General features: G+C 72.2%; 14 protein-coding genes. 6 read left to right on the top strand and 8 right to left on the bottom strand.

Annotated elements, in window-relative coordinates:
* Nucleotides 1–95: 95 nt before the first annotated feature.
* The gene (locus AB0M79_RS21710) at nt 96–1,184 is read right to left on the bottom strand and encodes a lytic polysaccharide monooxygenase (protein ID WP_364216500.1); all 1,089 of its coding nucleotides are present in this window, start codon (nt 1,182–1,184) and stop codon (nt 96–98) included.
* Nucleotides 1,185–1,414: 230 nt separating this feature from the next.
* Between AB0M79_RS21710 and AB0M79_RS21705 the strand changes: the two genes are divergently transcribed.
* Together AB0M79_RS21705 and AB0M79_RS21700 are read left to right on the top strand one after the other, a co-directional pair.
* Nucleotides 1,415–1,873: a hypothetical protein gene (locus AB0M79_RS21705; RefSeq protein ID WP_364216497.1), complete on the top strand. Its 459-nt coding sequence runs from the start codon at nt 1,415–1,417 to the stop codon at nt 1,871–1,873.
* Nucleotides 1,860–2,279, top strand: coding sequence for a metalloregulator ArsR/SmtB family transcription factor (locus AB0M79_RS21700; protein ID WP_364216494.1), 420 nt, complete (start codon nt 1,860–1,862; stop codon nt 2,277–2,279). Before AB0M79_RS21705 ends, AB0M79_RS21700 begins: the two co-directional genes overlap by 14 nt.
* On the opposite strand, the gene AB0M79_RS21695 is transcribed toward AB0M79_RS21700, so the two are convergent.
* The 3 genes from AB0M79_RS21695 to AB0M79_RS21685 all read right to left on the bottom strand — a co-directional run bounded on the left by AB0M79_RS21695 (nt 2,195) and on the right by AB0M79_RS21685 (nt 3,947).
* The gene (locus tag AB0M79_RS21695) at nt 2,195–3,244 is read right to left on the bottom strand and encodes an aldo/keto reductase (protein WP_364216491.1); all 1,050 of its coding nucleotides are present in this window, start codon (nt 3,242–3,244) and stop codon (nt 2,195–2,197) included. The two genes, AB0M79_RS21700 and AB0M79_RS21695, sit on opposite strands and share 85 nt — an antisense overlap.
* Nucleotides 3,245–3,318: 74 nt before the next feature.
* Nucleotides 3,319–3,600: a hypothetical protein gene (locus AB0M79_RS21690; protein WP_357538731.1), complete on the bottom strand. Its 282-nt coding sequence runs from the start codon at nt 3,598–3,600 to the stop codon at nt 3,319–3,321.
* Between the two features lie 29 nt (nt 3,601–3,629).
* A complete protein-coding gene (locus tag AB0M79_RS21685; RefSeq protein ID WP_364216488.1) occupies nt 3,630–3,947 on the bottom strand; it encodes a hypothetical protein in 318 nt (105 codons plus the stop codon).
* Between the two features lie 197 nt (nt 3,948–4,144).
* On the opposite strand from AB0M79_RS21685, the gene AB0M79_RS21680 reads away from it, so the two are divergent.
* Nucleotides 4,145–5,218: an alkene reductase gene (locus tag AB0M79_RS21680; protein WP_364216485.1), complete on the top strand. Its 1,074-nt coding sequence runs from the start codon at nt 4,145–4,147 to the stop codon at nt 5,216–5,218.
* Between the two features lie 206 nt (nt 5,219–5,424).
* Nucleotides 5,425–8,001, top strand: a complete 2,577-nt coding sequence (locus AB0M79_RS21675) for an MXAN_6230/SCO0854 family RING domain-containing protein (protein WP_364216482.1) — start codon at nt 5,425–5,427, stop codon at nt 7,999–8,001.
* Here the strand turns inward: AB0M79_RS21675 and AB0M79_RS21670 are convergent.
* The 3 genes from AB0M79_RS21670 to AB0M79_RS21660 all read right to left on the bottom strand — a co-directional run bounded on the left by AB0M79_RS21670 (nt 7,998) and on the right by AB0M79_RS21660 (nt 10,856).
* A complete protein-coding gene (locus AB0M79_RS21670) occupies nt 7,998–8,912 on the bottom strand; it encodes a GNAT family N-acetyltransferase (RefSeq protein ID WP_364216479.1) in 915 nt (304 codons plus the stop codon). The two genes, AB0M79_RS21675 and AB0M79_RS21670, sit on opposite strands and share 4 nt — an antisense overlap.
* A 75-nt stretch (nt 8,913–8,987) precedes the next feature.
* The gene (locus AB0M79_RS21665) at nt 8,988–9,248 is read right to left on the bottom strand and encodes a hypothetical protein (RefSeq protein WP_364216476.1); all 261 of its coding nucleotides are present in this window, start codon (nt 9,246–9,248) and stop codon (nt 8,988–8,990) included.
* 57 nt (nt 9,249–9,305) lie between these two features.
* Nucleotides 9,306–10,856: an LPXTG cell wall anchor domain-containing protein gene (locus AB0M79_RS21660; protein ID WP_364216473.1), complete on the bottom strand. Its 1,551-nt coding sequence runs from the start codon at nt 10,854–10,856 to the stop codon at nt 9,306–9,308.
* Nucleotides 10,857–11,052: 196 nt separating this feature from the next.
* Between AB0M79_RS21660 and AB0M79_RS21655 the strand changes: the two genes are divergently transcribed.
* Nucleotides 11,053–11,763 (top strand): GntR family transcriptional regulator, encoded by a 711-nt coding sequence (locus tag AB0M79_RS21655; protein ID WP_364216465.1) that lies wholly within the window; start codon nt 11,053–11,055, stop codon nt 11,761–11,763.
* A complete protein-coding gene (locus AB0M79_RS21650; protein ID WP_364216462.1) occupies nt 11,760–12,401 on the top strand; it encodes a lysoplasmalogenase in 642 nt (213 codons plus the stop codon). The genes AB0M79_RS21655 and AB0M79_RS21650 overlap by 4 nt, the downstream gene beginning before the upstream one ends.
* Before the next feature lie 7 nt (nt 12,402–12,408).
* Here the strand turns inward: AB0M79_RS21650 and AB0M79_RS21645 are convergent, their stop codons facing one another.
* Nucleotides 12,409–12,606, bottom strand: a complete 198-nt coding sequence (locus tag AB0M79_RS21645; protein ID WP_357538741.1) for a hypothetical protein — start codon at nt 12,604–12,606, stop codon at nt 12,409–12,411.
* Nucleotides 12,607–12,630 lie beyond the last annotated feature (24 nt).

The following is a 12,630-nucleotide window of genomic DNA, read 5'->3' as shown; positions in this document are numbered from 1 at the left end:
CGTGGTGATCGGCCGTGATCGTCTGCTGCTCTGCTGTTGCGGTACGGCGTGTCGACCGGCTGAACAGCAGACGATCACTAGTGCCGCTGGATCGATCAGGTGGTGGCGGTGCAGGTCAGGGTCGGTACGGACCCGGGAGTGCCGGAGCCGAGGAGACCGAACGTCGCACTCGCCCCCGCTCCGAGGCTGCCGTTGTAGGCGACGTTCCGGGCTGTCACCGAGGAGCCGGTGACCGTGAGGTCGGCGTTCCACGACGAGGCGACCTGCTGGCCGGACGGCAGGGTCCAGCCCACGGTCCAGCCGCGGATCGGGCCGTTCCCGGCGGTCACCTGGACCTCGGCCTGGAATCCACCTGCCCACTGGGAGACCACCCGGTAGCTGGCGGCGCAGGCGCCGGCCGGCGGCTGGGTCGGCGGCGGGGTCGTCGCCGGCGGAGTGGTGGGCGGGGCGGTGGTGGGCGGTGGAGTGGTCGGGTCCGGGTCGCCGGTGCCACCGAAGGTGACGTCACTGCACAGGTAGTACGACTGGTCCATGTGGCTGGCCTGCCAGATGGTGTAGACGATGTGCCGGCCGGTGCGGCCGGGTGCGCTGGCGGCGACCTGGATCGAGACCCCGGTGGCTTCCTGGGTCCACTGCGACGCCGGGGTGTTGCCGATCTGGCCGACGAGTTCCAGGTTGCCCCAGCCGAGTGGCTGGGTCAGCGGGTTGAAGCCCTGCTTGGTGACGTACACCCGGATGTAGTCGGCGCCGTGCGAGGCGTGGTCGAGCAGGCGTACCCGGAAGTTGTTGGCGATCGGGCTGGTGCGCCACGCGCCGACGGTGTCCAGGGCGTTGTAGCGCGGGCTCTGGGTGCGTCCGCCGCTGCAGAGCTGCCCGTCGGGGACGGCGGCCTGGTGGTTGCCGCCGCCTCCGTCGCGGTAGAGGCCGTTCCAGTTCCACATGGCGTTCGGGTCGGCCTGCCAGGCCTGCCAGCACATCGGGTCCTCGGTGGCCATGCGGGGGTTCTGGAAGTCGCTGCCCCAGCGTTGCCAGCAGCCGTAGTTACGGGACGCGGGATCGACGATGGATCCGTGGGCGGAGGCGGAGTTGGCGAGCGCGGTGACGAGCAGCAGTACGGCGGTCACGGCGACCGCGAGGCCGCCCCAGGCGAGTCGTACGGTTCGTGAGCGGATGAGAGTGGACATCGAAGCCCCTTTTGTCGTGCGGAAGGTACGACGACGGTCGCTGGCGCGCCGAGCTGCCCCTGCTCCGCGCCAGCCGCGTGGCTCCCGCGGCGGCTCCACCCTGAGACTTGCACATTAAATCGAGATAGGTCAATAGCTGGCATCTCCGACAACTGCAGCCATCAGGTTGCGACGCGCTCAGATCTGTGCAACCCTGCGGTTGCGCGAACAACGGATGCGGAGGCAGGCGTATGACCGACGAACTCGACCGGATCGAACGGCAGATCGGCATCGACGCCCCGGCGGCCCGGGTGTGGAACCTGATCGCGGAGCCGGGGTGGTACATCAACGAGAACAGGATCGTCGAGCACCGGATCGAGCGCTCCGGCGATCTCGACATCGTGCACGACCCCGTCCACGGTGCGTTCGCCATCCGTACGGTCGCCCTCGACGAGCCCCGGTACGCCGCCTTCCGGTGGCTCGCCGACCCGGACCGGCCGGACGCCCCGTCCACCCTCGTCGAGTTCTGGATCGAGGAGACGTCACCGGACTCCGTCGTGCTGAAGGTCGCCGAGAGCGGCTTCGCGACGTTGCCCGGCGACGAGCGGGAACGGCGTACGCGCCTGGAGGAGAACCGGCAGGGCTGGGTCACCGAGTTGGGCCTGGCGAAGCGTCACCTCGAAGGTCTGGCCGCCGGTGTCGACGGCTGACCCGGCGCTCGCCCCGGTCTTCGCCGCGCTGGCCGACGAGACCCGGTGGGCGATCCTCGTCCGGCTCGGCGAGGGGCCGGCATCCGCGTCGGCCCTCGCCGTCGAGTTTCCGGTCTCGCGGCAGGCGATCGTCAAGCACCTCGCCGTACTCCAGGGAACCGGACTCGTCCGCGCCGAGCGGGTGGGACGGGAGGTCCGGTTCGCCGCGGTCGGGTCCCGGCTGAGCGCGCTCGGCCGGGACCTGGAGCGGATCGCGTCCGGCTGGGACCGCCGGCTGGCCCGGATCAAGGCGATGGCGGAAGCGGCCGAGGAGCCAGCCGGTCAGCCCGCGGAGCGCTCCGCCAGCGGACGGCGGCGCCGTACGGCGTCGGACAGTGCCGGCGGCCGCCAGGCGCCGTCCGGCTGATAGAGGTTGGTGCCCGGCGGAACGATGGCGTCGATCCGGTCGAGGGTCGCGTCGTCCAGGGTGAGCGAGGCGCCGTCAAGCAGCCCGTCGAGCTGCGCCATGGTCCGCGGACCGATGATCACCGAGGTGACGGCGGGGTGTGCGACGGTGAAGGCGACGGCCAGTTCGGGCAGTGTGCGGCCGAGGCCGCCCGCCAGTTCGGCAAGCTGCTCGACGGCGTCGAGCTTGACGACGTTCTCCGGGATCGCGGGGTCGAACCGGGCCGGGTTGAGCGCGGCCCGGCCGCTGGTCAGATCGACCGGCTGCCCCTTGCGGTGGCGGCCGGACAGGAAGCCGGAGGCGAGCGGGCTCCAGACCAGCACGCCCATCCCGTACCGCTGGCAGACCGGGAGCACCGACGATTCGATTCCCCGGGCGAGGATCGAGTACGGCGGCTGCTCGGTCCGGAACCGACCGAGGGCGCGACGCTCGGCGACGTGGTGCGCCTCGACGATCTCCTCGGCGGGGAAGGTCGAGCAGCCGAAGGCGCGGATCTTGCCCTGCCGGACGAGGTCGCCCAGCACGCCGAGCGTCCCCTCGATGTCGGTGGTGTGGTCGGGGCGGTGCACCTGGTAGAGGTCGATCCAGTCGGTCTGGAGGCGACGGAGGCTGTCCTCGACCGCCCTGGTGATCCAGCGCCGTGAGTTCCCGCTGCGGTTGCGCCCCTCGCCCATCTGGAAGTGCACCTTGGTGGCGAGTACGACGTCGTCGCGCCGGCCCCACAGCGCCTTGCCGACGATCTGTTCGGATTCGCCCGCCGAGTACATGTCGGCGGTGTCGACGAAGTTGATGCCCCGGTCGAGGGCGGCGTGCACGATGCGGGCGCACTCGTCGTGGTCGGGGTTGCCGACGTAGCCGAACATCATGGTGCCGAGGCAGTGGACGCTCACCTCGATGCCGGTGCCGCCGAGTACGCGGTAACGCATGACCTGCTCCCAGGGAAGTCGTCGGGCCTGTGACGAGTCACCGTAGGAGTTCGAGCGCGCTCGAGGTCAAGAAGTCAGCAGAACCAGCCGTCCTGGACCCAGCCGCGCCGGTTGATGTGGCCGTATGCGAACCCGTAGACGTAGCCGGCGCTGCGCGGGCCCTCGACGAGGAAGGTCTGTCCACGGTGGAGCGTGCCCATCCAGGCGCCGATCGGCTGGGTGCGGACGAACAGCGTCTCGGCACAGACGGTCTCGCGTACGCCGATGCGGCCGTTCGCGGCCTGCGCGGCGGTCGGTGTGGCAACGAGGGTGGCGGCGACCAGCGCCGCCACGGCCGTCGCACGGGCGATCCGCATGCGTCCCTCCTTCCGGCCCGCGGTGCGGCTCACCACGAGTCGTATCCGCCGATGCATTCGATGCGCACGAAGCCCCAGTCGTTGGGGCCGAAGTCAAAGGTGGCCGCCCAGCCGTTGTAGACCGGATGCGCGCCGGGGGTGTGGCCGACCTTGTTGCCGTACGTCAGGACCCGCTTGAGGCGGTGCGGGCCGGCCGCGGAGTCGTAGTTCTCGTAGAAGCTGGCGGTCTGGCAGACGATGACCGCGTGCCGCGGAACCACCGGGTTCGCGGCCGCGGCGGGTGCCCCGGCGACGGTCAGCCCGAGGGCCGCCGCGCCACCCACGATGATCCGTGCCGTCCGTCGCATCGTCGCCTCCGCTCGCCGGTCGACCGGCGCGGGACCGTCGGTGGTCCGGCGCCACGACCGTCAGCCTAGCGATCATGTCCAACCATGTCCATCAATGAATTTCGGGCAACCGTGACGCCCGTCACCGTCCGGGCGGCAATAAAGCGCCTCGATCCGGCATTGCGGTGTGCGGGAGCACCAGGGACGGGAGTCGAGAGATGAGCAGCGCGTTCGACGAGGTCAGGATCGGCCGCTACACGGCCCGTAACCGGGTGGTGATGGCTCCGATGACGCGCAACCGCGCCTACGGGCCGGGCGCCACCCCGACCGAGCTGATGGCGACCTACTACCGCCAGCGCGCCGGTGCCGGCCTGATAGTCACCGAGGGCATCCAGCCGTCCGCGATCGGCCAGGGCTATCCGAACACCCCGGGCCTGCACTCCAGCGAGCAGGTACGCGCCTGGCGGCCGGTGACCGACGCCGTCCACGAACAGGGCGGCCTGATCTTCGCGCAGCTCATGCACGCCGGCCGGATCGGTCACCCCACCGTCTACGACCAGGACCTGCACCCGGTCGGGGCGTCGGCGGTGAAGGCCGCCGGAAAGATCTTCACCGGCGCGGCGGGCATGCAGGAATTCGTCGCCCCGAAACCGCTGACCGGCACCGAGATCGCCGAGACGATCGGGGCGTTCGCCGACGCGGCGCGCAACGCCGTCGAGGCGGGCTTCGACGGGGTGGAACTGCACGGTGCCAACGGCTACCTGCTGCACCAGTTCCTCTCGACCAACGCCAACCAGCGCGACGACGAGTGGGGTGGCAGCGTCGAGGGTCGTACCCGGCTCACCGTCGAGGTCGCCCGGGCCGCCGTCGACGCGATCGGCGCCGACCGGGTCGGGCTGCGGATCTCCCCCGCCAACCCGTTCAACGACATCGCCGAGGAGGACCACCGCGACACCTACCTCACGCTGGTCGACGCGCTGAATCCGCTCGGCCTGGCCTACCTGCACATCGCCGAGAGCGCGGACACGGAACTGACCGGCATCCTGCGCGAACGGTGGAACGGGGTGTCGATCCTCAACCCGTACACCCCCGGCGCGTACACCGGACCGGAGGCGCTGAAGCTGGTCGAGTCGGGTGCCGCCGACCTGATCTCGTACGCCGCGCTGTTCCTGGCCAACCCCGACCTGCCCGAGCGGCTGCGGGTCGGCGGCCCGTTCAACACGCCGAACTACTCGACGGCGTACGGCGGCGACCACGAGGGCTACACCGACTACCCCACGCTGGCGGGCTGAACGCGCGGTCGTACCGGGTCCGGCAACCCCGGCCCGGTGCGGCGCGGCCGGCGGTAAAGGCCACGACAGCGGTCGACGGCGGTGTCTAGGCTGTCGGTCGGGGCGGCTCCCGGGTGTGCTTCCTTCTCCTCTTACTTTTGAAGTGGATCTAGCGCATCCAATCTCCGCCCCTTCTTCTTTTCTCCGCACCGAGGGAGGACCGCGCCGTGCCCGCCACCGCCACCCCGCCGGCTGTCCGCAGCGCCGTCGCGGACGTACTGCTCAGGCACGGGCTGGTGGCGCCCGGGCTGCTGTCGCGGTCCAAGGTCCGGCCGGGGCGGGTCCGGACCGACAGCGCGGCCGGCCTGGTGGCGTTGGAGGCGGACCTGGTCGCGCTCGGTTTCCTGCCCGGCCCGCGGCTGCGCCGGTATCTCGCCGGACAGGAGCCGGAGCGCCTCGCCGAACTGGGGCTCGGTCTGCTCGACGGGCTGGCCCGGGCCGTCGGTGCCCACGTGCCTCACATTCCGCTGTTCCGGTCCTTTCCGCGCCGGATCCCGGCCGACACCAACGACCTCTACGTACGGCGCATCTTCGCCCTGCTGCTCCAGGAGCCGCGGCAGCCGTGTGTGCTGTGCGGCACGGCCGACCTCGTCCGGCCGGTGGCCCCCTGCGCCCACCTGGTCTGCGGCGCCTGCTGGGACGGTTCCGACTACACCGGCTGCCCGATCTGCCACCGCCGCGTCGACTGTGAGGACGCCTTCCTGCGGCCGACCCCGCCGCCGGCACACCGGCCGCAGCCGCCGCTGCCGCGCCGGGCCCGCATCGTCGAACTGGCCGACGACGCCGGGCAGGCGTGCGGGGAGCTGACCGCCGCGCTGCTCGGGCGGCGTACGCCGCTGTCGCCGGCCGACCGCGCGGACCTGGACGCGCTGCTCGACCACGCCGGCCCCGCCTGGTTCGACCTGCTGCCGGCCGACATCCCGGTACGCGAGACCCGGGCCGCCGTCGTCGCCCGGGCCGTCACCGACCCGGCGGGCGCCGACCGGCTGCCGGATCTGCTGGACCGGTACGTCGGCACCGCGACCGACGTGCTGCGCCTGCTCCACGTCCTGCACGGTGCCGACGCCGGACTCCGTACGCCGCCGGCCCGACGCCGGTCGCTGCCCCGCCGGCTGCGGCGGCTGCTGCTGTCCCGGCTCGACGCCCTGCCACTGGCGTCCCTTGTGGAGGATCTGCGCCGGCACGGCGCCCGCTGGCTGCGGATGGCGGAGAACCTGCACCCGTTCGAGGAAGCCGGGCGGCATCCGGTCGCCGCCACCGCGTTCGTCGTGCTGCGGCGTACCCGGATCGACGCCGACACCCCGTTCGGGCGGCTCGTGGCCGGGGTCGTCACCGCCCATCCGGGCCTCGCGGTCCGGCCCGGTGAGCGGATCACCGTCACCGGCTGGGCCGGCCGGGTCGAGGCGGCGCTGCCGGCCGGGAACGCCGTACCGCTGCTCGCCGCCCGGCCGGGTGAACTGGTGCGCCGGCTCGTCGCGGTGGCCCACCGGGCCGGCGATCCGGCGGAGCTGGTCGACACCGTCGACCGGGTCGCGCCCGCGGTCGCCCCCGGTGTGCTGCTGGCCGCGATCGGTGCGCTGCGGGCGGCGAGTTGGCCGGCCGTACCCCGCCTCTATTTCCCGCGCGGCGGCAGCGCGACACTGTGGACCGAGCCGGACCACCGGCCCCGGCTCGATGCCGGCGTCGCCGTCGACCTCGAATCGGTGCTCACCGCCGAGGTGCTGCGCCGGGCCGGCAACCTGCCGCCGGTCGACCATGCCCTGCTGGACGGCGGGCTCGTCGACCTGGTCGCGCCGTTCACCGAACGGACCGCGTCCGCCGCGCTGGTCCGGCTGCCGCGGGGCAGCGGCCAGCCGCTGCCGCCGGGGCGCCGGCTACGCCTCTTCCTGCACTGGACCGAACCGGCCGGCACCCGGGTCGACCTCGACCTGTCGGTGTCCTTCTACGACGGCGGTGGCGGTTTCGTCGGTTGGTGCGACTACACCCGGCTCCGGTTCGGGAAGCTGGATGCGGTGCACAGCGGCGACCTCACCTCGGCTCCGCCGCCGGCGGGTGCCAGCGAGTTCGTCGACCTGGACATCGCCGCCCTGCGCCGGCGGGGCATCCGGTACGTCACGATGCTGGTGCTGAGCTACAACGACGTGCCGTTCGACGCGATGACGGACGCGTTCGCCGGCCTGATGACCCACCCCGGTGACCACGGGCAGCCGTTCGAGCCGCGGGCCGTCGAGCAGCGGTTCGACCTGGCCGGTGACGTCCGGGTCGCCATCCCGCTCGTCGTCGACCTGGACCGCTCGGCGCTTCGCTGGCTCGACTCGACGCTGGCCGTCGCCGGCGGTCAGCATTCGGTGGGGCGCTACTCGCGGACGATCGGCCGGCTCAGCGCCGCCGCCGACCGTCACTTCACCGCCGGGCACCGGGTCAGCCTGTGGGAACTCGCCTGCTGGCAGGTGGCCGCCCGGACCCGGCAGGTGACCGTCCGCGGCGGCTCGCCGCGGACGTACCGGCGCCGGGACGGCGAGACGGTGGCCGCGTTCGCCGAGCGGCTGGTCACCGGCGGACCCGCCGACGACACTCCGGTGAAGGCCGCTCCGGACTTCGCCGCCCTGGTACGGGCCGACGTCGACCTGCCGGTGGGGGCCGACGTGTACGCGCTGTACCCGGACCGGCTCGACCCGGCCCGGGTACGTCAACTGCAGGCGGGTGACCTGCTCGCGGCCCTCGCTCCGACCGGTGCCGCCTAGCCGGCCGGCAGGGTGCGTACGCACTCCCACTCGGCGCCGACCGCCCGGTAGCCGAGCCACTCGTTGACGGCCAGCATCGGCCGGTTGACCTCGTCGTTGCCGGTGTACGCCACGGTGAAGCCGGCGTCACGGGCCCGGTGCAGCGCGACCGACTTGGCGAGCTTGGCCAGGCCCCGGCCACGGTAGGCACGCCGGGTGCCGGTCGCCGCCGACGAGACCCGGCCGCTGTCCGGGTCGCCATCGACGAAGGTGCACGCGGCCGGTTCGCCGTCGACCAGGACGGCCACGCTCAGGTCGTGGCGCAGGCTCGGGCTCTGCCAGGCGTCGCGGAGCCAGTCGTCGTAGCCCAGCGAGTCGAGTGGGACCGCGCTCGGCTCGTCCTGGGTCGCCTCGGCATCGACCACGTAGACCGTCTCGGGCGGCAGGTCGGCGAAGGCGGCGAGGGTCACCCCGGGCGGCGGGGTGGGCCGGGGCGGCAGATCGGCGAGGACGGCGCCGGAGTAGCGCACCTCGGCGGTGGTCCGGTAGCCGCGCCGGCGTACCCAGTCCAGCGATTCGGGATCACCGTGGGCGTAGCCCTGGACGCGGTGAGCCCCGACCGACGCGAGATGTTCCTCGGCCGCCGCGAGCAGCGCGGAGCCGACGCCCTGGCGACGGCGGTCCGGGCGGACCACGAGCGCCACGTTGGCGGCACCGGGCTCGGACGTCCAGGTGTTCAGGCCGCACCGCACCAGTCCGACCAGACCCGCGTCGTCGTCGACGGCGAACAGGGCGCCCTGGCCGGCCCCGAGTTGGGACCGCCAGTTGTGGCGTACGGCCTCGACGGTGTTGACCTGCCACGGCACCAACTGGCGGCGCAGGTCGAGGTAGGCGGCGGCGTCATCGGGGGTGCCGGGACGTACTGGGGTCATGGCCTTTGTCTAGCAGCCCGGACAACTGGTTTCATCCGGCCGGCCGCAGGCGGGGCCGCCCCCGGCCCGACCGGATCAGTACGAGTAGTTCACCGTGACAGTGTCCTGGGCGGACCCACCGGTCGTGGGATAGGTGCCGCCGTACAGCGTGTGTCGGACGTGGACTGCGCCCCGCGCACTCTGGCCGTTGAACAGCGACACCGGAATGGTCGTGGCGGTGGTGATGTCCTGCGGCGCCGTACAGGCCCAGTCGGAGGTGCCGTACTGCTGCCGGTAGCGAAGAGATCGCCCACCGTACGCCCCGCGTGTTCCCGCACTGATCACCCCGTACGTCACATGACACGCAGTCGCCGCCGGCCCGTGACGGGCCGGCGGCGACTGCGGTTAGTCGGTTCAGGCGATGAAGCGGACCCGGCGCCGCCGGAAGAGCACGAACCCGGCGGTGCCGGCCAGCAGCAGCAGGACGCCGCCGGCCGCCGTCCAGGCGGTCGTGGCACCGGTGACCGGCAGGCCACCACCACCGCCGCCGCCCGGCTCGGCCGGGTTGAGAACGAGCTTGGCGACGTCGTTGGCCGGGTCGAGGTCCTCGTGGAACCAGGGGCATTCGCAGGGCACGTTGATCGCCACCTCGCCGGTCGCGTCCGCCGTCACCTCATCGATCCGGAGCTTGAACGTGAGGATCTGCTTCTCGTCCACGGGCAGCTTGACCCCGGTCGGGCAGAAGTACTTGGCCGCCCCGGTCCCGCCCGGCTGCCGGTAGTCGGGCCGTTCGCCGTTCATCGGATAGCACTCCTGCGGCGCCTCGACCACGGTGCTGCCGGGCGGCACCGTCAGGTAGAGGGCGGTGACCGGCTCGCCGGACCGCTCGTATTCCACGGTCGCGGGTCCGTTGTTGACCAGCCCGACCTCGGCGGTCACCACCTCACCGGCCGCTCCCCGCGCCGAGTCGCCGATGGCGGCGATGTCGGCACCGTTCTGCCCGGTGACCCGCAGGGTCACCACCGACCAGTTGTTGGTCTCGTCGATGTCGGTCTGGGCGTTGCGGGCCGCGGCCCCGGGCCGGACGAGTTCGAGGAGGCCGCCGTCGCCCGGCTCGCCGAGTTCGAACCCGACCTGGGTCAGGAATCCGGCGTGGTCGGTGAAGTCCGCCCGGGTCATCACCTGGCGTTCGGCCCAGTCGGTGCCCGGCGCGTACGCGTCCTCGCCGACCTTGTACGACATCGTGCCGCCGAGCGTCTCCCCCGGCTGGACCGTCGTGTCGAACGCGCACGAGCGCAGGACGTCCCCGACGTAGGTGCAGTTGCGGTACTTCTCACCAGGCCGGAACCCGTGGTCGTGGTAGAAGAGGACGTTGAACCCCTCCACCGCCGTGTCACCGGGGTTGGTGACCGCGATGGGGGCCGAGAACGCCCCGCCGGGCTCGGCCTGGACCTCGACGTCCGGCCCGATGGCCAGGTCGACCGCCTCGCCGACGCGGACGGTGGCCGCGTAGCTTCCCGACGACGAGCCGGGCGACACGAAGGTCACCCGCAGCGTGCCGGTGGCACCGCTGACCGCACCGGTGGCGGGCCGGATCACGACGTTGGTCAGACCGCCGATTCCCGACTCGTCCACCCGGATGCCATCGGTGATTCCGCAGGTGAGTCGGTTGTTCGCCGTCGTGCAGTTGGGCCGGCCCGGGGTCGGGCGGACCGTCGCGGTGCCGACGAGATCGGAGAAGTCGTAGACGATGGTGGCCGACGACAGGACGACCGGCTTCGAGGCGTACAGGTATGCCGACACCGTCTTGCCGTCGGTGCCGGTCGCGAGGGTGGTGTCGGGCATGTAGACCGAGAGCTGAGCGTCGTCCGGACCCCGTGCGGCGGCGGGCATGGCGGACGCGGCGACGAGCGCGCCGGCCATCGCCACCGCCGCGGTCCAGCGCAGGGCGGTTCTAACGTGCATCGAGGAACATCCTCCGGTAGCAGCCATGATCAAGGTTGTCGAGTTTAAGATCCATTTCCGGCGCCTGGTTCCGCCTCCGGTCCACAATGGCTGCCCACTCGACCGATGCACTGTCGACTGCGAATGTCGCGCCAGGGAGAGGAAACTGGTCCAACCAGTTGACAGGTTGCCGGCGCCGTTGCCACACTCCCGGTCCATGGCCCTCGTTCCCGTCCCACGCGGCCCGATCTCCGATCACGTCTTCGCCCAGTTGCGGGACGCGATCGTCAGTGGCGGATACCGGCCCGACGACGCCCTGCCCAGCGAGCGCGACCTGGCGGCCACCTTCGAGGTCAACCGCCACGCCGTACGCGAGGCGCTGCGCCGGCTCCAGCAGCTCGGCCTGGTCAGGGTCAGCCAGGGTGGGGCGACCCGGGTGCTGAACTGGCGGGAGCACGCCGGGCTCGACCTGATCCTGTCGCTACCCGGATCCGGTGGCGCGCTGCCGGCCGGCACGCTGGGCCGCGACCTGCTGGAGATACGGGCCTGCGTCGGCGTCGACGCGGCCCGCCTGTGCGCCGAACGCGGGACGGCCCAGGCCCGGGCGGCGGTGCGCGCTGCCGTCGACGGATACGCCGACCTGGCACCAGATCTGCCGGGCATGGCCATGGCCAACACGACGCTGTGGCGACGGATCGTCGAGGGCAGCGGTAACACCGCCTACCTGCTGGCCTTCAACAGTCTCGTCGGCGCCGGCGCGGTACCGCCGCAGTGGCGCGCCGCCGAGCTGCTCGACGTCGCCCGGCACCGCCGGCTCGCCGCGTCGATTGTTTCTGGTCAGGGGCGGTCGGCGGCACGGCTGGCCCGGGAGTTGCTCACCGCCCCGGTTGCCGATCCGGCCACTTCGAGGCAGGTGAGCCGGGCATGATGTGGCTGTTCGGTGTCGTCGTCGCCGTCGAGTTGCTCGGGGTGGCGCTCGACGTGCCGCTGTTGCAGTGGCTGGCGAAGCCGCTCCTGGCGCCGGTGTTGATCGCCTACCTGTGGACCCGGCGCCGCTTCGACGGCGTGGCCGTCGGGCTCGTCTTCGCGACCGCCGGTGACGTGGCGTTGCTGATGTCCGGCCAGACCGCGTTCCTCGCCGGAATGGCGTTCTTCCTCGGCGCCCAGATCAGTTTCCTGGTCACGTTCGTCCGGCGTCGCCGGCCGCCGCTGCCGGCGCTGCTCGGCTACGCGGTGCTGTGGGCGCTGGCGAACGCTCTGCTGTGGAGTTCGCTCGGCCCGCTGCGGCTGCCGATCCTCGGCTACAGCCTCGCCCTGTGCGCGATGGCCGCCGCAGCGGTCGGGATTTCCCGCCGTACGGCGATCGGCGGCGCCCTCTTCCTCTTCTCCGACCTGGTGATCGGGCTGGGCGCGGCGGGGATCACGCTGCCCGGGCACCACCTGCTGGTGATGACCACCTACATCGCCGCACTGCTGTTGATCACGACCGGCTGGGCGGCGGCCGGCCCGGGTGCCACCGGTGAGCCGGCCGGGCGGCCGCCGTCGCCGACGACCGCCCGGGCCTAGCGCCCGATCAGATGTTGTTGTTCCAGCCGCGCCTGATGTCGCTGGCCGGGCGCGGCACCCCGACCCGCAGCACGTCCCACCGCCGGGCCGGGTCGTCGGAGTTGCGCAGGGTGATCTGGTCTCCGACGGCGGTCCGCGGTTCGACCCAACAGGTCAGGTAGCGATCGGCCGACCGCAGGTCGACCTGCACCAGCATCGTCGTCATGCGGTGCAACGTATCGAAGTCGCT

Origin of the sequence: Polymorphospora sp. NPDC051019, assembly GCF_040683055.1 — a bacterium.
In the GTDB taxonomy this organism is placed as follows: Bacteria; Actinomycetota; Actinomycetes; order Mycobacteriales; family Micromonosporaceae; genus Polymorphospora; species Polymorphospora lycopeni.
The sequence above is the reverse complement of the archived record's forward strand: the minus strand, read 5'-3'. Positions and strand labels throughout refer to the sequence as shown.